This is a genomic window from Exiguobacterium sp. BMC-KP (assembly GCF_001275385.1).
GTDB lineage: Bacteria > Bacillota > Bacilli > Exiguobacteriales > Exiguobacteriaceae > Exiguobacterium_A.
Genome location: NZ_LGIW01000015.1, coordinates 303,942 through 326,018, shown reverse-complemented (window position 1 = coordinate 326,018; position 22,077 = coordinate 303,942). Strand labels below are relative to the sequence as shown.

The window sequence follows — 22,077 nt, the reverse complement described above, 5'->3', positions numbered from 1 at the left end:
TTCATTCGAAACGAAACAAAAGACCAAGCAACGGTAAGATCCGTCGCTTGGTCTTTTTGTGTACTTTAGTTAATCTCGACTGTCACGAGACAAAGATCATCCGCTTCATCGCTCTGATCCGGTTGGATCAACTGGTGAATGTTTGGTCCTTGTTGTTCAATCAAGTTCTGGATCGCGTGGATCCCTTCATCAATGCCTTTACTATAGAGTTCCATGAAGCCGTCCGTATAGAGATAAACACATCCTGGCGAGACGATATCGATTGTCTTACTCGAATATGTGGAGTCTTCGAACATACCGACTGGAAGTCCCGTATTCTCAAGCGGAATGATTTGATCATTCATTCGTAGTAAACCAGGTGGATGCCCTGCGTTCGCATAGCTGAGTTTCATCTCATCTAAGTCGATATACAGGTAGACGGCTGTGAAATAGATTTCTGTCTCGTCCCCTGGGAACAATCGACTCATCTGTTGATTCAACTCTTCAAGGACTTGAGCCGGATCACCGATTCGGTGTACGAGTTCGAACAAAATCGAACTCATTCCCATCGTGATTAAGGCAGAAGAGACACCATGCCCCATAACATCGAACAAGATGATGCCGTATTTATTCTGAGAGATGCGATACCACGCATACATATCCCCCGCTAATTTCTTAGACGGGATATACGTCGCCATGATCCGGATCTCATCATCCTCGATATTGGCACTAAGCACACTTTGTTGTAATTTTTGCGCTAAATCAAAATCTTCTTGCAAGACTTTTTCGTATCGCTTCCGCGCATCGATTGCCTGCTTCAAGCCGACTGCATTGCGAACTCGTGCGAGCAATTCCGTTTTACGGATTGGTTTCGTCGTATAATCTGATGCTCCTGCATCAAGTCCATCAACGATATCTTCTTCATTTGATCGCCCGGAGACAATTAGAATCGGCAACTCATCGAGACCGAATCGCTTTCGAATCAAACGAGTCGCCTCGATTCCGCTGATCCCCGGCATTTCAACATCGAGGAGAACGACGTCCAATTGTTCAATGAATAACGGATCCTCCATCAACTCAATTGCTTCTTCCCCACTCATCGCTTTGACGACGTCATATCCTTCATTTTCTAACAATCGCTCTAGGAGCATCAAATTCGTTAATTCGTCATCTACGACCAAAATACTCATGCGCCGTCACCTCGTTCCGTTTAACATGTTTATCTGACATCAGTTTAGCACACAACCTACAATTTCGTTTAGACGGAAGCTGCGTTTTCCGTCATACTAGAAAGTGAACGAAAGGAGGAGTGGACTATGTGGTTATATGTCGTCTCCATTCTCATCATCGTATTCGTCTTGGTCGCCTCGATCATCGTCATTTCGAAAGGATATGGCTACAAGGGCAACAAAGATGATATCGAAATCGATTATGATGAAATCAACCGAAAACTTCGTCACGAAAATGATGATGATTCATCCAACAAATGAACCTCTTAGACCATCATATCACGATGGTCTTTTTTTATTCATTTCAAATACATGTTATTTTTAGATGTTTTTGATTCACTCACAAGGGTATATGCATATCATGGTTAAATATTATCTCAAGGGAGTGTTCATCATGGAACCGAAACTTCAACATGATCCACACGCAGCGCACGCAGAACATCCGAATCGTCAGTTTGATCAAGAAGAATCATCAGGTCGTCAAGTCAATCTCGTCACAGGGATGTTGCTCGGTGCCCTTGTCGGTGGACTATTGACGCTACTTAGCTCTTCGTCCCGCCAAAACACAAAACAGAGCTTACGTGGTGCGAAGGATTCCGTTTCCACACTCGCGTCTTCCATCAAGGAAGACCCGTCAGGAAAAGCATCACAAGTCATCAATCAAGTGAAAAGTGCTTCAAGTATCATTCAAGAAGTTGCATCTGACGTTCAAAATGTCTATGACAAAGTGAACACAGAACTAGAAACAGTGAAATCAGATGCTTCGACAGTGAAAGACACTGTCAATGAGACGAAAGGTGACTTGAGTGCGATCAGCAATAAAGTCGTCGAAGCGAAGGACGTTGCACTCGGCAAAGAAGAACCACCCGCTGAGCATGATGCTTCTGATCACCAAGCAAGTTCTTCTCAAAACTCTGAGGAAAAGCATAAAGGCGAAGGCATCTAATCACTCCGGTGCACTTCTTAAATCACCCTGACGTGTTCAACACGTCGGGGTTTTTAGCGTAAAAACTGTACAACGATTGCGACGCGTTCGCGCATCCCGAAGCGGAGGACTCCTGAAAGTGGTGTCTCAGCCGGAATTGCATCCGTCTGCAACCCAAGTTGTTTCGCCTCTTGTCGCGCACGATACAGGTGAAAGTCTGAAGTGACGATGGAGACGCGACGAACGTCCTTTGGTAACAAGTCTTTTGAGAACTGCAGATTTTCTGTCGTTGACGTCGAGCTCGACTCAAGTATCAAGCGTTCCTCTTCAATACCAGATGCCACCATCCCCCGTCGCATCGCTTCTGCTTCAGAGATGTCTTCATCCGCTCCTTGTCCACCGCTCAAAATAAAGCGGACTTCAGGATGTTGTTTCCCATATGTCGCTGCCGCCTGAATACGGTTATGTAAGATTTGCGACGGTTTCTCTCCTTTGACACCAGCACCGAGGACAATGACATACGGTGACGTGCCATCAGCAAGTGGTCGTTCTCCTCTATTGACGAAAATTCCAACGCTATACCAGAATGCGACGCAAGCGACGATTCCACTTCCAACTACCCATTTGATATTTCGTTTGTTAAATATGCGTTTGATCATACCGTACGACCTTTCTGATAAAAATGGCTTACCGTATAGTCTACGGCTAATCTTTTTAAAAGGTTTCGTTTTACCGGTATTCCAGTCACTCGGAATCATGAAAAAATGCGATCTTCTCTTATTTGAGAACATCGCATTTTCCTATTTACTGTTCAGACATCAATTTCCCCAAATTGATGTTACGTATTCCGGATGATCGATGAATGGATTCCGGTTCTTTTGCCACTTCTCGAAGATGACATCATTGCGACGCATTTCGAAGCTATCGACTGGGTCGAGTTTGTTCCATGCTTTTAGCGTTGATAATTTTCCGTGGAGTGGATTCGTACCATTATTGACGTTTTCTGAAGCCTCGAGATCGATTTCCCCGCCGCCTTCGTAACGAACTGCCATGTAGAAGATCATCCGCGCGATGTCACCTTTGACGCGGTTCGGTGGTTCCCACGAATCGCCATCGCGGTAGCAATCGCAACCACTGTACTTCGTACCACCATTATCGAAATCAAGGTTCCCCCGTGCACTGTTGACGACGACATCTTCTGGTCGCAAGTGATGCAAGTCTGTTCCTGGACCGTTTGTCGTACCAAAATCACCGTGCGACTTCGCCCAGACGTGTTCCCGATTCCATTGTCCAACGTTCCCACCATTACTACTCTTCGAAATCGATTTCCCCGTGTATAACTCGATAACGTTGTTCGCATTGTTTGGATCTTGATCGGTTTCTTTCAGTGCTGTCCATACCGTGTCGTATGACACTTGTGTATGGTTGTCGATGATATCGTGCAGCGATGCCTTCAACGCTGCCCCTGTTTTCCCTGCTGCTGGTAGATAGTACGCATCGATTGTCGATTGCGAAGTGACCATCTGTGGACCTGCCGAAACTTGTTTCGGATCGACTGTTTTTGCTGTGACCGGTGTAAAGACGATTGACCCGAGCGCAAGTGTAGCGGCAAGCGCACCTGTGACCTTTGACTTCCAGTTCATGTGTGTTCCCCCTCGAATGGTATGTATGAAAGCAGTTGTTACACGCTCATTTTCACATCGAATCCATTCATGGTGGAAGATGGACGATAGACCCGCTTTTTTGATACTGAGCAGTCATTCAGATTATTCGTCGAAAGGCAACGGTTAGATGGTCCTGATTTTTTTCATTTAATACGTCAATATCATTAGAATATTTCCGCTAACGAAATATTCTAGGGTCAAAAGTCATGAACAAAAGAGACTGACAAATAAGAATCCGGGACGATATTCCTTCTCTTCAAGACTTCACTATAATAAACTATGCAAGCGCTTTCACAAATCATAAGGAGGTCTTTACGTGAAACAAAAAGGATGGATTTTAGCAACTGTCGCATCTGCTGCTTTTTTAGCGCCACTTGCGCAACCGATTGCAGTCGGTGCAACAGCTGACAATGGTACGATGATGCAGTACTTCGAATGGTACGCACCAAATGACGGCAATCATTGGAATCGTCTCGGCAGTGATGCGACAAAACTCGATCAACTCGGAATCACATCGGTCTGGATTCCGCCTGCCTACAAAGGTACCTCGCAAAATGACGTCGGGTACGGTGCCTACGATCTGTACGATTTAGGTGAATTCAACCAAAAAGGAACGGTTCGCACGAAGTATGGCACAAAGGCACAGTTAAAGACAGCGATCGGTCAATTGCATACTGCAGGTATCGACGTCTATGGTGACGTCGTCATGAATCATAAGGGCGGCGCTGATTTCACGGAAGCCGTGACGGCAGTCGAAGTCAATCCAGGCAACCGCAACCAAGAAGTCTCTGGTGACTATCAAATCCAGGCGTGGACAGGCTTCAACTTTGCAGCACGGAATAATCTCTACTCAAACTTTAAATGGAAATGGTATCACTTTGACGGTACAGACTGGGATCAGTCTCGCTCAAAAAGTGCTATCTATAAATTCCGTGGAACTGGTAAGGCATGGGATACGGATGTCTCAACTGAAAACGGCAACTACGATTACTTAATGTATGCCGATCTCGATTTCGATCACCCAGAAGTCCAACAAGAAATGAAGAACTGGGGCAAGTGGTACGTCAATGAACTCGGTCTTGATGGGTTCCGCCTCGATGCCGTCAAACATATCAAACATGGATATTTAGCGGACTGGCTCGCGAGCGTTCGTCAGGCGACGGGCAAACCGCTATTCACGGTCGCCGAGTACTGGCAGAACGATCTCGGAACGTTACAAAACTACTTAAGCCGGACGAATTATCAACAATCCGTCTTTGATGCCCCGCTTCATTATAAATTCGAACAGGCAAGTAAAGGTGGCGGATACTACGATATGCGGACGATCTTTGACGGAACACTCGTCAAGAGTAATCCAGTCCAAGCCGTGACACTCGTCGAAAACCATGACTCGCAACCTGGACAATCGCTTGAATCAACAGTTCAATCATGGTTCAAACCACTCGCTTACGCGATGATCCTGACACGTGAACAAGGATATCCATCGGTCTTCTATGGTGATTACTATGGAACAAAAGGCACGTCGACCCGCGAAATTCCAGCACTCGCTTCGAAAATTGATCCGTTGCTCAAAGCACGGAAAGACTTCGCGTTCGGAAAACAAAATGATTACCTCGATAACCAAGACGTCATCGGTTGGACACGAGAAGGTGTTTCAGATCGTGCGAAATCCGGGCTTGCGACAATCCTCTCAGACGGTCCAGGCGGTAGCAAGTGGATGTACGTCGGTCTTCAGAACAAAGGAGAAGTCTGGACGGACATCACTGGTAACAATACAGCATCCGTCACGATCAACCAAGATGGCTACGGTCAATTCTTCGTCAACGGTGGTTCGGTTTCCGTCTACCGTCAACAATAATCACGTAAAAAGGTCTCTTCCGCATGATACGGGAGAGACCTTTATCTATCATTCAGCTAATCCAATACTCGATTTGATATGCTCTTCCGTCTCAATCGCCTGTAAGAGGAAATGCGCTACATCCGCTCGATTGATTTGTTTCGCATCTTCCGGTACGCCTACGTCAGCTTGACGATAAAGTCCAGTCAATGGACCGTTCAGTAAACGAAGTGGTCGCGCCACTGTATAGTTGACGTCTGCTTGCTGAAGGAGCGCAATCGCTTGACGGTGATCTTTCAGTGGATTTTTCAAAATACGTTGGGCAAGCATCCCTTGCAAGCCCGGTAACTCATCATCGACACCGGCAGAGGCGACGTAACCAATCCGTTCCACTCCCTGTTTTTTCATCGCTGTTACGATTCGGACGAGACTCCGCTCTAAAAAACCACTATAGGCAAGACTCTCCGTACCAAGCGCCGTCAATACAGCATCTTGTCCAGCAACAGCAGCCGTTACCGCTTCTTGATTGAGAACATCTCCTTTGACAACATGTAGCCGTTCGTCGCGTAGCGTTAATTTTTCCGGACTCCGGACGAATGCCGTGACCTCATGTCCGTGATCGATCGCCTGTTTGACGAGTTCTTGTCCCGTTTGACCAGTTGCTCCAAAAATAATTAACTTCATACAAAACACCCTTCCCCTTTTAAGATCCACTGATTCAATCATACCCTCAGTGCTTGAAAATGAATCGTCCCACTTTGTCTTTATTTTCAGAAAATTGTTTTTATTTGTTAAGTGTGTATGCTAAAATCTTCCTAAGTACATATGGATATTTTTTCCTTAAAAAGACAGGAAGGAGAATTGCTTGTGTTACGGCAACGCTTTATCATGTCGCTTGGTGTCATTCTGATTGGTCTATTCTTGTTTCAAACCGTCACGACTTACGTCTATACGCATTACATCATGCCGGATCCTGTTAAGCCCGTTTCAGACAAAAATCATTCTGAAGGGGTTCCTGTATATAAAAATGACGGGATCATCATGTCGCAAAGAATTACTCGAAAGAAATTAGACAACATCGAACGTATTCCTCGTTCGAAAGAAGTATGGACGTCACTCAAAGCAGATGTATCTGACTCTCCACTTTCTTATCTGCAATACATCATTTTAATCACCTTATTTAGTCTCATGGTCTGGAAACTTACTCAGTCACATCGCGTGAAAAAACGACGCAATCTTACAGAAGAAGTAACGGATGACGTTCCAATAGCTCAATCGATCTTTCGTCCTGCTTCTTTAAAAAAATCACCTTATCATCTTTATACATCGTATTCATCTTCGCGTGTCCGTGATCTCGTCATCCACTTTGAGAAACGTTTACCTCGCGGTCAACAACGACGCCCGAACGAGACACTTGAAGACTGGTTACGTCGGATTAAGATCCCTGTCGATTTTCAGTTGTACCGGAATATCCGTTACGGCGACATGTCGGAAACAATCGTCACGGACGATGAGATTCTACGCTTTGAACAACAATTAGCACGCTACTCATCACTTTAACCTTGGAGGGATTTCCTGTGAAACTACAACAATTAAAAGACCAACTCAATTCCATCTATCTCGGTAAACCAGACGTCATCGATCTCTGTCTGACGGCACTTATCGCTGAAGGACACATTCTTCTTGAAGATGTACCAGGAACCGGTAAAACGATGCTTGCGAAAGCACTCGCTCAAAGCTTCGAGAGTGCCTTTTCCCGGATTCAATTCACGGCGGACCTTCTCCCGTCAGATGTCATCGGTTCGGACTTCTTCAACTTAAAGACCCAAGAGTTCGAAAATAAACGTGGTCCGCTGTTCGCGAATGTCGTCTTGATTGATGAGATCAACCGTGCCGTTCCTCGGACACAATCGGCATTGCTTGAAGCGATGGAAGAACGCCAAGTCTCAATCGGCGGTACAACCTATCAGATGCCAGCCCCATTCTTCGTCATCGCGACACAAAACCCAATCGAGTCAGCCGGAACGTTCCCGCTACCAGATGCACAACTCGACCGGTTCATGGTCGCAATCGAAGTTGGTTATCCGGACTTCGAGAACGAACGCCGCTTGTTGTCTGAGATTCTAACGAATGTTCGTCGTTCAGCTGTTGGGATCGCGTCAGGTGGAGACTTGATTTCCTGGCAGGAAGAAGCACGTCGTGTCCACGCATCACAAGACGTACTCGATTATCTATTACACATCGTCCAAGCGACACGGAACCATGAACTCGTTGAAGTTGGGGTTAGTCCGCGTGGCGCAATTGCGTTACTCCGTGCTTCCCAAAGTTATGCTTTCTTGAATCAACGTGATTTCATCATCCCAGAAGACATCAAACATCTTGCGAAACACGTCCTCTCCCACCGCCTGACACTGACACTCGAAGGCGGAATCAAAACGACGAAAGCCGGTGTGTTAACACATATTCTCGATGACGTTCCAGTTCCGGTCGAAATGGGGTGATACGTCATGCAGATTGAACGTTCCGTTCCATTTTGGCTAGAGCGTCGGTTATTTCCACTGTACGTCACAATGACGTTCATCTTCTTATTCATTCCAAGTCTTTCCGTCCTCGGTTTTTTGTTCGCAGCTTTGGCGACGATTCATTTCGTCGTCGGTCGAACAGAGAAACAGCTCCGTCGGGACGTGGCAATCGAATGGAAACACTATGAATCGTTAATGTTTAATCAAGAACAGACATCGCTCCACTTACAAGTCTTCGGCGTCGAATCTTTAAGTCAGCTCGGACTCGAAGCGACACTTCGTTTGCATACGGATGGTGGTGTCATCTTTCCAGAGATGGACCCGCTTCACCCAGCAACATTTCATGCGGTGATCGACTCGGAAGATGACGTGACGATCCCGATTCAGACCGTTCGACGTGGACCGGCCGAGTTCGATGAGATCATCTTGACAATTCGCCTGCCTTGGAAGATGGGTGTCTATCTCTTTACGTTCGATACTTATCCGTCGTTTACGGTCTTACCATCCTTGACGGCACAAGCAACACCCTTGCTTTTACAACGTTTACGAATCGGCGACCGACCAGACCGCTATTCGCCACTCAAAAACAAACTCGTTCAGCTTGGTGCAAAACCATATACAGCAGAACCCTCAAAAGAGATCGATTGGTATGCGACGGCTAAGACCGGTCGGTTGCAGGCAAAAGTGTTCGAAACGAGCAATCAGGACACGTTTACGATCGCTTTGAATTTATCAGCACCAAGCGGTTACGGGCTCCATCAACAATTCGAGACATTCATCGAACAAGCAGCGTTCTTGATCAGTGAATTAATCAAGGAAGGCTGCAAAATCGAACTATTTCTCAATCGACTCGACGGAGCGAACCGGATGACGCATCTTTCGTTACAAGAAGGACAACCACAATTAAAACATGTCTTAATGACTCTCTCGACGGTCTCGACGCGTGATTCGTTCATCGCGACACAACAGTTCGAACGATACGTGCTTCGCCGTAAGCATATGAACAGTCAGTTGATCCAGATTGGTAATGACCGGATCCTCGCCATCGGCTGAGGATCCAAAGAAAGGAGTTTCTCAATTCATGGCTTTTATCGCCCGAAAATCGATTCAGCTCATCGTGGCATTTTTTGTCTTGATTGCAATCAGTGCCCTTCCGGCTCTTGTCGCACAAATGAAGTTCCATCCAGCAAGCTACTGGGAAGGTCTCAAGCAGCAATTTGCGCAATTAACGAAACTCGATGAGATTACCTATTTCAACGTAGCTGCTCAAAAACAAGTGCCATTACTTTCTTCTTTGCATCCTTTTATTCAAGAAACATTAATTATTTTCACGACAGCTATGGTGGTTTCCGCGGTATGTGCCATTTTCTACGCCTATTTGTTTTATCGAAGCGGTAGAAGGATGCGGACAACCTTAAAACAAATCACACGGACTCTCGAGATGGTTCCAGATTTGTTCTGGATCATTCTTTCTCAATTCCTTGTCATTTATTTATTTAAGATGACGGGTTATAGCAAAATTGAGATTGCAGGAACTTATGCTGATTCGATTCGCTTTTTACCAATTCTCACGCTTACGTTGACAACACTGTTCTTCTTCATCAAATGGTTGACAACTCAAGTACTTGAACAAGAATCAGCCCCATTCCTAGAACTAGCACGGGCAAAAGGCATTCATCCTGCCGCTCTTTTCTGGAAACATTTACTACCAACGATGATTTATCGATTTTATCTATTTTTTCGAGCGAATATTATTACAGTATTGTCGAGTCTACTGATCATTGAGTATACCTTCCAGGTACAGGGTCTATTTCGCTTCGTCCTTCATTTTGGACAAATGCCGGTTTTGATGGTCATCTTATTTTTAATCTATCTGCCGATTTTTATCATTGATTTACTGGCGGAATGGCTGATTCCTCAGGCTTGGAAAGGAGGGATTTGATGCGTCGCACACTTATACGAGATCCTATTTTTTGGCTCTGCGCCTCACTTCTTATTGGCTTATTACTCCTTAGTTTCGGTAATACAATTTTCCGCGATGGTCAAGTTGACCAAATCTCGAATCGTTATGCTGAGGACGGTACATTCCTTGCGACATCTCCACTAAAACCATCGAGCGATCAATGGCTCGGTACGGATCGCTCCGGGTATGATCTCTTTCAATTGATGATTGAAGGGTTTAAATGGACGATCGGTATTTGTATGATTGTTGCTATAAGTCGAATGACTCTCTCATTAGTCATTGCGATTCCATTGGCTTTTCGAAATGCTCGTGTCAATCGATACTTGAAACTTATTCTTGATGGTTTTTTAGTTTTACCACTCTCTCTCGTTGCCTTATTGCTGCTATTTTCATCTCTTTTTTTTACGGACTCAACTGTGGTTCCACCATTACTTAATCGCGTATCCTTTGAATTAACTATCTTGATTTTACTCGGTCTACCCTCTTTATCGCTTTATCTGATTGCTGAGACCCGTCAGTTGCTTAGTCAAGAGTTCATGATTGTCGCTCAGACACTCGGTGGCAGTCCATGGTATCGATTCAGACGTCACATTTGGCCGCATCTTGTTCCAACGTTGACGATCGTCTTCATGCAACAGTTCATTCAAACGTTGATGTTACTGATTCATTTATCACTCTTAGGTATTTTCTTCGCTGGAACAGTTGCTTTATATGAGGGTGTTATGCCAACAATCTTTGAATGGTCGTCGATGTTTGGCTATTACTACAACCAGTTTTCCGCAACATCGTGGCTCAACCATATGTTCCTCGTTCCGCTCATTGGACTAGCATTAGTCGTCTTTTTCAGCAATCTATTCATGAGTCGACTCGAACGAGCTTTCCGCTTCCGCCAGCAACTAAAACCAATCACGCTATCGGCATCTCGAGCCCAAGACGAGGCAGCCGCAACGTCGATCGTTGATCCCTTTACACCCGTTGCACTGAAATCCCATCACGATTCTGATTGACAATCCATTTTTTTCCTCTTACACTAGAAAAAAACATGAAATGAGGGCGTCCGATGTAAATCATTCTGAATTCTCACTCCTAACTAAATACGTACGATATGGAGGTCATTCAGAATGAACCGGTTTACGCTTTTATTGGTCAGTCAATGGATTGCGAATGCGGGAGATGCGCTCTATATCGTCTCCCTGATCGCAATGATTTATCAAACGACAGGGCAAGCGAGTCTCGCTGCCCTGTTTCCTGTTCTCGTCACAGCAGGGATGACAGGAAGTGGCTTTTTATTCGCTAAAGTCGCACAACGAGTCCCACATGCATCTTTATTATTTAGTAGCCAGCTCCTCAAGACGATTCTTTTAGGCATCATCTGGGGACTTGATTTATCACTGCCACTCGTTCTTGGGCTCGTTGGTTGTATCGCCTTCTTCGACGGATTTGCTCGTCCGATCGAGAGTGCTTTCATCCCTCGACTATGCCAAGACGTTCAAAAGGCAAACAGTCTCGTACAAGGTTCGAATCAAGTGATTCAGCTCGTCATGTGGCCGCTCGGTGCCATTCTCGTCAGTCTGTTATCGCCGCTTTCCGTCTTGTCCGTCTCAGCGGGTCTCTTTTTAAGTGCAAGTGTCATCAGTTATCTGTTTTACCGGAGCGTCCGTACTTTAGCTGATCCAGCAATGGATGGTGAAGATATTTCCTTCCGGTCAAGCATTCGCTATACACGAGCACACCCTTACGCGAAAGCCAACACGTACCTCGTCGGAATCGATGCGTTCGTCAGTACGGCTTGGATTTCTGCATTGTTCCTCGTCTACATCGACACCCACTTCCAGTTATCAGAACGCTGGTGGGGTATTCTAAACGCCTTTTATCTACTCAGTATGATTGCCGGTAGTTATATGATGTTACGTCGTCGCGGGACGCGTTCTTTGCTTTATCGCAGCATCGGCTTATCCATTGGGGCGACTTTCTTGTTCGCCTTCGCTCCGGTCGTCACGCTTGCCGTGATCGCCTGCCTATTTCAAGGCTTCGCCAGTCAAGTCCGGGCAATTGAGCTAAATACGTTGTTGCAAACGACGACACCACTCGAACGGTTACCATATGTCTACAGCATTCAGCAAACCGTTTACGCACTCTGTTTCTGTCTCGGCAGTTTATTATTCGGCTGGCTCGCTGATCTGTTTGCGATTGAGTTCGTCTATGCACTCGCAGGCGTTCTCTCCCTATTGATGTGGCAACCAGCTCGTCAGTTATTAAATCGTTCGATGCCAACACAAAAACAAGTATCGTAATTATCACGCAGAAGGACAAAGGTCATCGCACCTTTGTCCTTCTTTTTGATTCAGTTCCGACGCGTTCGCGTCATACCATACAATAGGAGTAACACAAGTGCGACGAAACCAAGTGCAGCATACGTCATCTGAAGCGAGAAAGTATGTTCGATCAGGATGAACAACATTCCGGTCCCAAGAACTGACACACGTTCGATGACCGAGATCAGCGACGTAAATGTCGCGCGTCCGTTTTCTGGTGCTACTTCTTGAATAATTGTCGTCACATACGGCTCTACCCAGCCGTAACACAAGTACAACAGACCGAGTAACCCGATACTGATCAGCGGTGACGCCACTGACAATCCAGCAAGGCAGACGATGTAGATCATCGCCCACCCGACGGGCGATCGAACCCGTGACAAGGACGCACCGATTGCCTGCATGAGTTGAAGCAACACGAAGACGAGACCCATATAGATCATCGGTATCGACTGGTCACGTAAATAAAGTTGCCAAAACTCATCAACGAAATCAATTGTTGCTGCGTATAACAAGACAAGGCAAAGGATTCGAACATAAACACACCGGATCGAAAACGCTTTGAGCAATGCCAAAAATGAATGAGACTTCTCCTCTGTTATCCGAGGTGCTTCCTTCAGGAAACACGATAACAGCACCGTTCCGAGTAAGACCCACCAAGATACTTGATAATGCCAGATCAAGTCGACGAATCGGACCGCATAACTACCTATGAGCGCTGCAAGTCCTGCCGTGAGCAAACCACAAATCGATATCATCCGCCAAATCACTTCAAATCGCACCGCTATCCCATGCATATGCAATGTTTCATAGACGTGTGCTTCAAGCGCTCCACTAAGTGCTGCGCTACCGATACCAGCAAATACCATCGCTAAGAGGAATGCAGATAGTGAATAGGCTTCAAGCAACACCGTGAACGATAACCACTCGCATACAAAACCAGCCAGAATGAATGGCTTTCTACCCCATCGATCCGATAATAGACCAAACGGCACCTCACAAATCAACATCACCCAAGCAAAGACAACCTCAGCGATGACGACATCAGCAATACTCATACCGCGTGCTTCCCAGTAGAATCGTTCAATCACATAAGCCGGAATGAACGCACTACTCCCTTCCATGAGTGCCCAAAGAATGATCGATCGCCGGACTTAACAAGGCCATCTACTACGCCGCATCTCCTCACTTCCTTTCTTTTTTATATAACTCGATTCCCGTTTCGTAGGTAAAATCAACAAAAAACGTCCGTTTGATTTCATGAACAGTCAAACGGACGTTTTGGATTTTAACACTCGTCAACTGATTCTGTAACCGGGACAACGGACTGAACGATCGGCAATTCGACGATGAACACCGAACCGACACCTTCTGTTGATTCGACATGAATCATCCCTTCGTGTGAACGAACGATTTCCTGACAAATCGCGAGCCCGAGACCCGTACCGCCGATTTTCCGACTATCGGAATTATCAACGCGATAAAACTTACTGAATAGTTGTGGCAACGCATGACGGGGAATACCGATTCCTTCGTCTTCAATTTTTAACTGAACGCGATCTTCGACTTGACGCATCGTGATCGTAATCTGACCACCATCCGGTGAATACTTAATCGCATTATTAATGAGATTCGTAAATAGTTGACGCATCTTTTGCTCATCAGCATGAATCCGTCCTGTCGTTGATTCTTCGAAATCAAGGACGAGTTCATGATCTTTCGCCGAAGCCGTATGGAACTCGACCGTCTCCTGAATGACTTTTATCAAATCGAGCGGTTTGAATTCATACTGTTGCTGACTCGACTCCATTCGTTGTACGTCTAAGAAGTCATTGACGAGATTCGTTAACCGTTCGGTTTCAGCATGAATCGTCTCGAGATACCGCTGACGTTTGGATTCATTGACGTCTCGCGCAAGCATCAATTCTGTATAACCGTAAATTGACGCAAGTGGTGTCCGCAATTCATGTGATACGGTTGAGACGAACTCCGATTTCATCCGATCGATTGCTGTCTCTGCCGTCACGTCACGTAAGACAAGCATTGTGCCGCGGAAACAACCGCCATAATGAATTTCTTCTGCATACAACGTGATGAATCGTTCTTCTTTATTCAAGGACAACGATAAGCTTTCTGTCGGAATTTCCTGGCTACAGACGTGATCCATATAGGTTAAGAACGCCTCGTGTTGATCGACCTGTACCGCTAGCTCTTCGATTTTAACATCAAGCGTCATCAACCCTTCATCCGCGACTTGATCATGTGCAGGGTGATGGAACAACGCGAGCAACGGTTTGTTCGCAAAGATCGTTTCCCCTTCGATATAAATGACAGCCTCTCGAATCGAGTGAAGGAGTTTCGACGTTTTTTCGCGTTCTCGTTCGACTTCCTCAAAGACACGCATCCGGAGCAAGGAGAGTGCCAATTGACGCGAGAACGACCAAATTTCGTTCGTCTGATCTTCCGTGAAGGCATCTCGGTAACGAACGAGATAGATACTCGCAATCATCGTATTCGTTGCTGGGTCCATGACCGGTACGACAATTTCATACATTGTGTACGGATATGGAAGTGGATGATGACTTGCGACTTGTTTACTTGAGCGAACGGCGCGTTTGTTCAAGCGTGCGCGTTCGATTAACGATGTCGAAGCATGCAGTAACTGATGCTCTTGTGCTGTCGTCATCCCGTACGAGACGATATCCGTATAACGGTCTTGCTCTAAGAAAACAATCGCGCCAAGTTCAGCATCAGTGATCGTAATCAACTTTTCGATGATCGCTGGGTACGCCGTCAACGTTTCACGCGAAGCAAGCGTCTCCGTCAACTCGTTTCGATAACGCAAATGCGTCTCGTTACGTAACGTGATATCAAGCGCTTCTTCGAGTTCTTCCTGTTGCGATTGCAGTTCTTCTTGTTGCGCAATCAACTCTTCCTGCTGACTTTGCAGTTCATCATTACTTGAGACGAGTTGGTATTTTTGACCCGAGATAGCGGCTGCCATCTGGTTAAACGTCGTCGTCAATTCACCAATCTCATCTTGACGGTTCGTGATGACGATTGGTGTCGCATCCTCACCATTCGCGAGTCGTCCACTTTCGCGGTTCAATTGACGCAACTGACGTGTCAAGCGACGAACGAACGGTCGCACGAAGACGAGTGTGATCAATAATAAAATCGCGATATTGACCGCTCCGAGGATTTGTGACGAGTTGACTTGTTTGCCGAGTCGTTCTTGTGCTACCGTCTCTTGATCATTTAAGGAATTGCGATACTTCGTAAAGACCGTCTCCATATCGACGATACTCGAACTCATATCAGCTGCACTTTTCGTTTTGATATTGAACTTCCGCTGTGGATCGAGTGTTTTTGATTTCGTAACTTTCCCGAGTGTCGGCATCTGTAAGAATGGTTCCGTCACCTTACCGTCTTTTTTCGCCGCGACATAGTTGATGAGACTTGGCATGACACGTTGTGTATAGGCGGTATAAAGTTCCCGAGCGTCCGTTGCGTATTGTCGTTCTTCTTTAAAACGTGCATTGCGCTCGAACCAAGTCGTTTGCCGGTTGATACCGTTCTTTTTCGCTTCGATTTCCTTTAGCATCTCTTCGTCGCCTAGTAAGACGAAACCACGCACTTCATACTGCATGCTTTGCCACGACTCATATAAATCGGTCGCCCGTGTCCGGTGCTCATTTAGCATCTTCAACTCTTGTCGTGATTCATCCACCTGTTGTTTCGTATATAGGTAAACACCACCAGTCGTTAACAGCAGTGTCAAAAAAATCACATAAAACGCGGACATGATTTGACGTCCAATCGTTCGATTCAGCCATGTTTTCATTGGAGGAATTCAACTCCTTTCCCTTTACCCATATCCAGCAATAAAGGTATTCCCGTCCATTCATTGTAAACTTTTTTCAATCGATACACAGTATTCTGCTCAAAAAGATTTCAATTTCATACAACTTTAATCTAAATCGTTGTATATGACAATTAGATGTCACGATTTGACGGTTTCCAATAAAAAAAGAGCCTCTCAGGACTCTTTTAATGATGATGGTGATGACTATGACTGTGATTACGGACCGGCTGTTCGTCTGCTAAATGATCTGCATCCAAAATACCAAGCCGTAAATACTGGGCTAACACTTGTTTTTTTGTCGTTTCCGAAATCTCGTCCGCTCCTTGAACGAGCTTTAAAATACCCGTCGCAATCCGAAACGGTTCGAGATTCGACTTTTCAACCGGAAAACTTCTTAACGATTCTAAGTAAGCGACGTAATTTAGTGCATCTGATTCCACTGGACTGACAAGACGCGCTGCATGTTCGCGCAGTTGAGTCGTCAAAGAATTCGTTGAGATCCCCTTTGAGGCAGCAGATATAACTCCGAACAGAATGAAACCTATGATGAGAACAAAAAAACCGACAATGAAAATCGGTATGCCTGATAAAAAACCTGCGCCTCCAAACTCATCGTCTATGAATGATAGTGTAAACATAATGAATCCTCCCCTTGAACAAGATGATAACGATAAATCATACTACGTCATCCTGTTCAAGAAAGTTTCACCTAGTTAGGTAGTTTTTGTAATTCGGCTTGGAACCAGTCTTCGACGAAGAACCGTTCTGTATCTGTCTCGATTTGGTACGAATACAACACCTCGAAGTCACCTTCCGTCAACATCGGCAACGTCAACTCCCGCACGAGATGGCGTAACTCTTCCGTCAATTCAGCTTCATAGCGGATGAATCCATCCTCTCGGTGCTCGACTTCCGTCAAATACGGAAGCAAAATGTGCTTGCCGAACGATTGTGGATCGTCAATTACTTCCGCTGTCACACCAAATAATTCTTCTGCTTCTTCGACGAGTCCTTCTGCCGACTGCACTTCGATGTGGTCCGGAAACCAGACCGTCAAACGAAGCCCCTCTTGTAAAAGTCGTTCAAAGACGGGACGAAACGTTTGATTTTGAATCAATTCATATTGCATCAGTCTTCTCCTTTCGTAAATTCGAATTTTAATTGATCTCGTTCGAGATAAAGCATCGCCTTAAACTGACGCGCATTCTTTTTCATCTCAAGCGGCTTTGTCTTCTGACCAGCGAGTACTTTTTTGACTTCCGTCTGCGTCAGTCGGGCACCTAGAATCGTTTTCGGTAATGTAAAACCACAGTTGTTCTTTTGATATCCACTACACCCATAAAACTTCCCACGATCAAGGACTGCTGACTGGCACAGTGGACATGGACCGACCGGGCGATTCGTTGCTCCACGCGGTGATTTGCTTTTGACTTGCGTCGGATCAACAGCGAGTTGTTCAATTCGTTGTTTCGCATCGACGACGAGATGCTCCGACAATTTTTTCGCCTGTTCAATGAACTGGGCGGCAGATGCTTCGCCTTTCCCAATCTGTTCAAGACGGCTCTCCCACTTCGCTGTCATTTCCGGTGAGGCAAGGATACTTCCCGTCACGGCATCGATCAATATTCGACCTTTTGGCGTCGGATGAATCTCTTTTTTGACGAGTTTGATGTACTCTCGCCGTTTTAGTCCGTCGATGATTCCAGCACGGGTCGCTTCCGTCCCGAGTCCTTCAATCTCCTTCATGATCGCTTGCAGATCGTCCTCAAGCAGTTTACCTGCCGTTTTCATACCGAGGATCAGTGTCCCTTCCGTATAGCGTTTCGGCGGTTCTGTTTGTTTCTCAAGCAGACGACAGCCTTTGATTGGCATCTCTTGTCCTTGTTCAACAGCTGGCAATTCGACTTCCTTCGCTTCGATTTGCAGGACCTGTTTAAAGCCCGGATCAATCGTTCGACTACCGCGTGTCAGGAAACGATCCATCTCACGCGTCGTTACGATTTCTGTTTTCTCTGAGACCGCGTCTGGTGCAAATGCTGCTAGAAAACGTCGAACGATCAAATCGTAGACTTGGGCATCGCGACCCGATAACTTAGCGACGGCACCCGCCTCTTCTGTCGGAATGATCGCATAGTGGTCGCTGACTTTCGCCGGATTGACGTAGCGTTTATCATTTGCCGGATTATTCGTCAGGATATCTTTGATTGGGCTGTACTCGGCTTGTTTTAGTAACCGATTGAGTATGATCGGGAACTGACCTGCTTCCTCTTTCGTCACGAAAGACGAGTCTGTTCGCGGATAACTGATCCATCCGCGAATGTAGAGTTTTTGTGCGATATCGAGCGTCTCTTTGGCACCGAGTCCAAAGCGTCGGCTCGCTTCCGTTTGTAAAAGTGACAAACTGAACCAAAACGGTGGACGTTCCGTTTGCCTTTTTTTCTCGATTGAGGCGACGATGCCTGTTCCTTTCGTCCGATCGACAATCGCTTGGGCGAGCTCCCGATCACTCAGTTTCGTCTGTTTCTTCGCATTGATGTATTTCCCTTTGTAACGAGTAAAATCTGCTTCGACTTCATAATACGTCTCCGGTTGGAAATTCTCGATCTGTTTTTCTCGTTCGACGATCAAAGCGAGCGTCGGTGTTTGGACCCGTCCGAGCGAAAAGACGTCTGCAATGCCTTTCTTTTTCAGTAACGTCGTATAGGCACGGGACGCATTCATCCCAATCAACCAGTCAGCGCAAGCGCGACTCATCGCCTCGTGGAAAATGTTTTCCGTTTCCTTACCATCAAGTAGATTCGCAAAACCATGATCGACGGCTTGCGGCGTTAGGCTGGAAATCCAAAGTCGTTGCAGTGGTTTCGCATTGTTTGCAAGACGTAAAATCAACCGTACGATTGCCTCTCCCTCTCGTTCGGCATCCGATGCTATAATGATGGAAGTCGTCGTCCGCTCGTTTAATAATTTTTTGATGACTTGATACGGTTTGCTCTTGCCCTTTGCTAGTCGGTAATCAAATCGTTCCGGAATAATCGGCAAATGGTCATAGTTCCAGCGCTTCCATTTGGCGTCGTAATGCGCTGGCTCTTGGAGTTCGCACAAGTGTCCGACCGCATAGGCGAGTTTTGCACCTTGCGGAAACCGATCGCAGGGCTTGATTTCAATGTAGCCGTCTCGTTTCACGGACGGGTACGGAGCCGCCAGTTTTTCAGCTTGTTTTGGTTTTTCAGCAATAATCAATTGCACACGCTTCACCCTCATTTCCTTACTTCAGACATGTGGAGGTACCCATGCCCTATTTTACGTTATTCATGGCTTTATTCTTTATTTCAACATCGGCAATCTTCGTTAAGTGGGCGGAGACCCCGATTGAGGCTGTCGCGTTTTACCGCATGTTGTTCTCGACCTTGTTGTTGCTTCCGCTCATTCGATTGAAGGAACTTTTGCAACTCAGTTCGTCGACGATTCGACACATGCTACTAAGTGGCGTTTTGCTCGCCGGTCATTTTTGGCTGTGGTTCCTCTCTCTTGATTATACGACAGTTGCGAGCTCGACGCTCTTCGTGACAGCAAGTCCGATTTTCGTCCTCGCTGGTAACGCGCTATTTTTCAAACAACATCCGTCGCGTAAAGCACTTCTGTTTGTCGCCGTCGCATTGTTCGGTGGCGGACTAGTCGCTTATGGTGATATCGCTGTCGGCATGCGTGCCTTGATTGGAGACGGTCTTGCTTTACTAGCAACGATTCTCGTCGCCGGTTACTGGCTGCTCGGACAACACGTTCGGACGAGTGTCTCAACGAACCTCTATTCGTTTGGTGTCTATGCCGTCGCGTCAATTGTCTTGCTCTTACTATCATTGATTCAATCGACGAATCTTGTTGCTTCGTTCCAACAGGACTGGTGGCTCTATATTCTTCTCGCCGTCTTCCCGACGTTACTCGGTCACAATTTGTTCAACTGGGCACTCGCGCGCGTCAGCGCCAGTATCGTCAGCATCACGATCCTCGGTGAAGCGGTTTGGGGCATGATTTTTGGTTATTATCTGTTTGATGAAAAGTTGACATGGATTCAAATCACAGGTGCGGCTTTACTGTTGATCGGAATCGGATTGTTCCTCCGACGCAATGAACGCGATATTCGTGAACAGATTGCTCAGCGCGAGAGTGCGAGCAGTCACTCTTCCTAATATGAAAAGCGGACCAGGATGAACATAATCCTGGTCCGCTTTTCATTATGATCGTGGGTCCTCAGGTCGGACTTTTGGTAAACGCCATGTCATAGCGAACGCGAGAACAGCGCAAATGATTCCACCGATGAAGACGTAACGCAAACCGTGAGACAATGCGATTTCTGCTGCATACTGCACGTCTTGTCCAAACATTTTTGCCGTACTTGATTGGAAAAAGGGATCAATCGCGTAATCGGAAAGTTTATCCGACGCTGCAAACGAACGGAGAATCGATAAGTTAAAGATTGTCCCAAAGATCGCTACACCAAGCGTCTGTCCTGTCGTACTCAGGAACGAGTTAACAGCTGTTGCTGATCCACGAAGTGACCAATCAACGGACGTCTGGAGCACAACCATGAAGACCGGTTGCGAGAGACCAAAGCCGATTCCGATTAGTGAAACGGCAAGATAGATGAAGACATCACTCGACTCTCGCGTAATCAACGATAAAATCGTCGTACCGACGATCAGCAATCCCATCCCGGTCATCGTCCGGTATCGGGGTGAAGCGACACCAATCGTGCGTCCACCAATGATTGCCGTTAGCGTCCAAAAAAGAGACAGTGGCATCAACATGAACCCGGCTTCGGTCGGACTCTTTCCGAGCACGCCTTGGGCAAAGATCGGAATATACGCCGACATTGAGACGAGCACCCAGGCGGAAAAGAAGACCGCCAAGTTAATCACAAGAATGACAGGATGACGAATGACCGCTGGCGGCAACAGCGGATCGCTTGCCTTTTTCTCAACACGATAAAACGTAAACAGTAAAACGAAACTAATGAAAAAGCTGGCTAGAATGACTGGACGTAAGAATGTCTCCGATTCACTGCCTGATAATAAGCCATACAGAAATGCACTCATCCCGAGCGCAAACAGTAACGCACCCCGATAATCAATTTTCCGCTCCGTTTCGCGGACCGTCTCTTTGTAGTACACGACAATCATGAAAAAGGACAATAACGCAAACGGCACGTTCAACAAGAAGATATAGCGCCATGAGAGTGATTCAACAAGGAACCCACCGACGAGTGGTCCGGCGACACCCGAAATCCCCCATACTGCACTGAGAACCCCTTGGATTTTCCCGCGTTCCTCATATGTATACAAATCACCGATAATCGTCATCGCAATCGGTAACACGGCCCCTGCTCCAATCCCTTGAACGGCACGGAAGACGATTAACATCTCCATCGATTGAGCGAGTCCACAGGCTAACGAAGCCACCGTAAAGACACCAATCCCGAACAACAGGACGCGTTTTCGTCCATATAAATCGGCCATTTTTCCATAAATCGGTGTCGAGACAGCCATGAACAACAAGAAGCCGGCAAAAATCCAACTGACTAATTTTGCCCCGTTCAGCTCACTCGCCATGACAGGTGTTGCCGTTGCGACGATCGTCCCCTCGATCGCGGCTAAAAACGTTGCGAGCAACAGCGCGACAGTTACTTTTTTCCTCATTTGTTCCACTTCCTCTCTCCTGTTCTATCATACTGGTTGGACCAGTGATAAGAAAAGTAAATGCTTACGAGATAGGATTCGCGGG

The 22,077-nt window shown here is 46.3% G+C and carries 20 protein-coding genes; 10 read left to right on the top strand and 10 right to left on the bottom strand.

Annotated features, from left to right (window positions below; translation table 11 throughout):
- Positions 1-65 precede the first annotated feature (65 nt).
- Positions 66-1,169: a PP2C family protein-serine/threonine phosphatase gene (locus tag ADM98_RS07160; protein ID WP_053452868.1), complete on the bottom strand. Its 1,104-nt coding sequence runs from the start codon at positions 1,167-1,169 to the stop codon at positions 66-68.
- A 126-nt stretch (positions 1,170-1,295) separates the two neighbouring features.
- Here ADM98_RS07160 and ytzI point away from each other — a divergent pair, with 126 nt between their 5' ends.
- The gene (gene ytzI / locus ADM98_RS17245) at positions 1,296-1,469 is read left to right on the top strand and encodes a YtzI protein (protein WP_023467656.1); all 174 of its coding nucleotides are present in this window, start codon (positions 1,296-1,298) and stop codon (positions 1,467-1,469) included.
- 133 nt (positions 1,470-1,602) lie between these two features.
- A complete protein-coding gene (locus ADM98_RS07155) occupies positions 1,603-2,154 on the top strand; it encodes a hypothetical protein (protein WP_053452867.1) in 552 nt (183 codons plus the stop codon).
- A gap of 53 nt (positions 2,155-2,207) precedes the next feature.
- Here the strand turns inward: ADM98_RS07155 and ADM98_RS07150 are convergent, their stop codons facing one another.
- The gene (locus tag ADM98_RS07150) at positions 2,208-2,792 is read right to left on the bottom strand and encodes a YdcF family protein (RefSeq protein WP_053452866.1); all 585 of its coding nucleotides are present in this window, start codon (positions 2,790-2,792) and stop codon (positions 2,208-2,210) included.
- A gap of 159 nt (positions 2,793-2,951) precedes the next feature.
- On the bottom strand, positions 2,952-3,776 hold the full coding sequence (locus tag ADM98_RS07145) for an endonuclease I family protein (RefSeq protein ID WP_050678504.1): 825 nt from the start codon (positions 3,774-3,776) through the stop codon (positions 2,952-2,954).
- Positions 3,777-4,131: 355 nt separating this feature from the next.
- On the opposite strand from ADM98_RS07145, the gene amyS reads away from it, so the two are divergent.
- Positions 4,132-5,655 (top strand): alpha-amylase, encoded by a 1,524-nt coding sequence (gene amyS / locus ADM98_RS07140; protein ID WP_442855421.1) that lies wholly within the window; start codon positions 4,132-4,134, stop codon positions 5,653-5,655.
- Between the two features lie 48 nt (positions 5,656-5,703).
- Here the strand turns inward: amyS and ADM98_RS07135 are convergent, their stop codons facing one another.
- Positions 5,704-6,318 (bottom strand): NAD(P)-dependent oxidoreductase, encoded by a 615-nt coding sequence (locus ADM98_RS07135; protein ID WP_053452864.1) that lies wholly within the window; start codon positions 6,316-6,318, stop codon positions 5,704-5,706.
- Between the two features lie 183 nt (positions 6,319-6,501).
- On the opposite strand from ADM98_RS07135, the gene ADM98_RS07130 reads away from it, so the two are divergent.
- The 6 genes from ADM98_RS07130 to ADM98_RS07105 all read left to right on the top strand — a co-directional run bounded on the left by ADM98_RS07130 (position 6,502) and on the right by ADM98_RS07105 (position 12,413).
- Positions 6,502-7,194 (top strand): hypothetical protein, encoded by a 693-nt coding sequence (locus ADM98_RS07130; RefSeq protein WP_053452863.1) that lies wholly within the window; start codon positions 6,502-6,504, stop codon positions 7,192-7,194.
- Between the two features lie 17 nt (positions 7,195-7,211).
- Complete coding sequence (locus tag ADM98_RS07125) at positions 7,212-8,135, top strand: AAA family ATPase (RefSeq protein WP_053452862.1); 924 nt, start codon at positions 7,212-7,214, stop codon at positions 8,133-8,135.
- Between the two features lie 6 nt (positions 8,136-8,141).
- A complete protein-coding gene (locus ADM98_RS07120) occupies positions 8,142-9,209 on the top strand; it encodes a DUF58 domain-containing protein (protein ID WP_053452861.1) in 1,068 nt (355 codons plus the stop codon).
- Positions 9,210-9,237: 28 nt separating this feature from the next.
- A complete protein-coding gene (locus ADM98_RS07115) occupies positions 9,238-10,098 on the top strand; it encodes an ABC transporter permease subunit (protein ID WP_053452860.1) in 861 nt (286 codons plus the stop codon).
- Positions 10,098-11,126 (top strand): ABC transporter permease subunit, encoded by a 1,029-nt coding sequence (locus ADM98_RS07110; protein ID WP_053452859.1) that lies wholly within the window; start codon positions 10,098-10,100, stop codon positions 11,124-11,126. Before ADM98_RS07115 ends, ADM98_RS07110 begins: the two co-directional genes overlap by 1 nt.
- A 114-nt stretch (positions 11,127-11,240) precedes the next feature.
- On the top strand, positions 11,241-12,413 hold the full coding sequence (locus tag ADM98_RS07105) for an MFS transporter (protein WP_053452858.1): 1,173 nt from the start codon (positions 11,241-11,243) through the stop codon (positions 12,411-12,413).
- A gap of 50 nt (positions 12,414-12,463) precedes the next feature.
- Here the strand turns inward: ADM98_RS07105 and ADM98_RS07100 are convergent, their stop codons facing one another.
- The 5 genes from ADM98_RS07100 to ADM98_RS07080 form a co-directional block, all read right to left on the bottom strand.
- Entirely contained in the window at positions 12,464-13,558 is a 1,095-nt protein-coding gene (locus ADM98_RS07100) for an MFS transporter (protein WP_053452857.1), read from the bottom strand.
- Between the two features lie 164 nt (positions 13,559-13,722).
- Positions 13,723-16,278 carry a sensor histidine kinase gene (locus ADM98_RS07095; protein WP_053452856.1) on the bottom strand — a complete coding sequence of 852 codons (2,556 nt, stop codon included), beginning with the start codon at positions 16,276-16,278 and terminating at the stop codon, positions 13,723-13,725.
- Positions 16,279-16,484: 206 nt separating this feature from the next.
- Positions 16,485-16,937, bottom strand: a complete 453-nt coding sequence (locus tag ADM98_RS07090; protein WP_053452855.1) for a hypothetical protein — start codon at positions 16,935-16,937, stop codon at positions 16,485-16,487.
- Between the two features lie 71 nt (positions 16,938-17,008).
- Positions 17,009-17,428 (bottom strand): hypothetical protein, encoded by a 420-nt coding sequence (locus ADM98_RS07085; RefSeq protein ID WP_053452854.1) that lies wholly within the window; start codon positions 17,426-17,428, stop codon positions 17,009-17,011.
- Positions 17,428-19,554 carry a DNA topoisomerase III gene (locus ADM98_RS07080; protein ID WP_326933866.1) on the bottom strand — a complete coding sequence of 709 codons (2,127 nt, stop codon included), beginning with the start codon at positions 19,552-19,554 and terminating at the stop codon, positions 17,428-17,430. The genes ADM98_RS07085 and ADM98_RS07080 overlap by 1 nt, the downstream gene beginning before the upstream one ends.
- 35 nt (positions 19,555-19,589) lie before the next feature.
- Between ADM98_RS07080 and ADM98_RS07075 the strand changes: the two genes are divergently transcribed.
- Complete coding sequence (locus tag ADM98_RS07075; RefSeq protein ID WP_053452852.1) at positions 19,590-20,486, top strand: DMT family transporter; 897 nt, start codon at positions 19,590-19,592, stop codon at positions 20,484-20,486.
- 45 nt (positions 20,487-20,531) lie between these two features.
- On the opposite strand, the gene ADM98_RS07070 is transcribed toward ADM98_RS07075, so the two are convergent.
- Positions 20,532-21,992: an MDR family MFS transporter gene (locus ADM98_RS07070; RefSeq protein ID WP_053452851.1), complete on the bottom strand. Its 1,461-nt coding sequence runs from the start codon at positions 21,990-21,992 to the stop codon at positions 20,532-20,534.
- Positions 21,993-22,077 lie beyond the last annotated feature (85 nt).

Bases quoted from the DNA above. Each gene is read 5' to 3' on its own strand.
- ADM98_RS07160 (WP_053452868.1), bottom strand. From the start codon at position 1,169: ATGAGTATTTTGGTCGTAGATGACGAATTAACGAATTTGATGCTCCTA.
- ytzI (WP_023467656.1), top strand. From the start codon at position 1,296: ATGTGGTTATATGTCGTCTCCATTCTCATCATCGTATTCGTCTTGGTC.
- ADM98_RS07155 (WP_053452867.1), top strand. From the start codon at position 1,603: ATGGAACCGAAACTTCAACATGATCCACACGCAGCGCACGCAGAACAT.
- ADM98_RS07150 (WP_053452866.1), bottom strand. From the start codon at position 2,792: ATGATCAAACGCATATTTAACAAACGAAATATCAAATGGGTAGTTGGA.
- ADM98_RS07145 (WP_050678504.1), bottom strand. From the start codon at position 3,776: ATGAACTGGAAGTCAAAGGTCACAGGTGCGCTTGCCGCTACACTTGCG.
- ADM98_RS07135 (WP_053452864.1), bottom strand. From the start codon at position 6,318: ATGAAGTTAATTATTTTTGGAGCAACTGGTCAAACGGGACAAGAACTC.
- ADM98_RS07120 (WP_053452861.1), top strand. From the start codon at position 8,142: ATGCAGATTGAACGTTCCGTTCCATTTTGGCTAGAGCGTCGGTTATTT.
- ADM98_RS07115 (WP_053452860.1), top strand. From the start codon at position 9,238: ATGGCTTTTATCGCCCGAAAATCGATTCAGCTCATCGTGGCATTTTTT.
- ADM98_RS07110 (WP_053452859.1), top strand. From the start codon at position 10,098: ATGCGTCGCACACTTATACGAGATCCTATTTTTTGGCTCTGCGCCTCA.
- ADM98_RS07105 (WP_053452858.1), top strand. From the start codon at position 11,241: ATGAACCGGTTTACGCTTTTATTGGTCAGTCAATGGATTGCGAATGCG.
- ADM98_RS07100 (WP_053452857.1), bottom strand. From the start codon at position 13,558: ATGGAAGGGAGTAGTGCGTTCATTCCGGCTTATGTGATTGAACGATTC.
- ADM98_RS07095 (WP_053452856.1), bottom strand. From the start codon at position 16,278: ATGAAAACATGGCTGAATCGAACGATTGGACGTCAAATCATGTCCGCG.
- ADM98_RS07090 (WP_053452855.1), bottom strand. From the start codon at position 16,937: ATGTTTACACTATCATTCATAGACGATGAGTTTGGAGGCGCAGGTTTT.
- ADM98_RS07085 (WP_053452854.1), bottom strand. From the start codon at position 17,428: ATGCAATATGAATTGATTCAAAATCAAACGTTTCGTCCCGTCTTTGAA.
- ADM98_RS07075 (WP_053452852.1), top strand. From the start codon at position 19,590: ATGCCCTATTTTACGTTATTCATGGCTTTATTCTTTATTTCAACATCG.
- ADM98_RS07070 (WP_053452851.1), bottom strand. From the start codon at position 21,992: ATGAGGAAAAAAGTAACTGTCGCGCTGTTGCTCGCAACGTTTTTAGCC.